General features: G+C 42.1%; 1 protein-coding gene. It reads left to right on the top strand.

Translation table 11 applies throughout. The features are described 5' to 3' along the window. Positions 1–347: 347 nt before the first annotated feature. Positions 348–653: amino acid permease (locus tag F8N00_RS18220; protein WP_421018774.1), on the top strand; the 306-nt coding region annotated here is incomplete at its 3' end.

The following is a 653-nucleotide window of genomic DNA, read 5'->3' as shown; positions in this document are numbered from 1 at the left end:
AGATGAGACGACACATGGTACACCAAAAGGTGCATTGCCAGAAAACGATTTAGCACAGCAAGATGATTACCCGATCGATCCAGATGATCATAAAGGTCCTAACCTCGATCATCCAAACGATCGTCCGTAATACGAGTACATCCTTTCCTCTCATTTTGAGGAAAGGGTGTTTTTGCGTTGACGCATCAAAGCGTTGTCGCATTTTCACAAAAGTGGTTTGACCACTTTGTGAAAAAATACAGAAAAAAAGACTTATCGAACCTGACATCGTTTGTTATGATAAGAAAGTCAATTACCTCAATGATTTGAATATTCAGAAAAAAAGAGAAAAGTTCGGAGGATGAAACATGAGTTTGCTTCGCAAGAAAGATGTCAGTGTGATGATGGACATGAAACAACATTCCAAACTGGCACGTCACTTATCAGGGTTTGACCTTATTTTACTTGGAATCGGTGCCATCATCGGTACCGGGATTTTCGTTCTGACAGGAACGGGCGCTCTTTATGCAGGACCTGCTTTACCGATCTCATTTATTATTTCCGCTATCGTCTGTGCGCTCGCAGCCCTTTGTTATGCTGAATTCTCGTCGATGATTCCCGTCTCAGGTAGTGTATATACGTATACATACGCAACGATTGGGGAAGTCGTAGCT

This window comes from Exiguobacterium sp. A1_3_1 (genome assembly GCF_048985645.1).
Classification (GTDB): domain Bacteria; phylum Bacillota; class Bacilli; order Exiguobacteriales; family Exiguobacteriaceae; genus Exiguobacterium_A; species Exiguobacterium_A indicum.
Note: the sequence above shows the minus strand (reverse complement) of the source record. Positions and strands in the feature narration are given on the sequence as shown.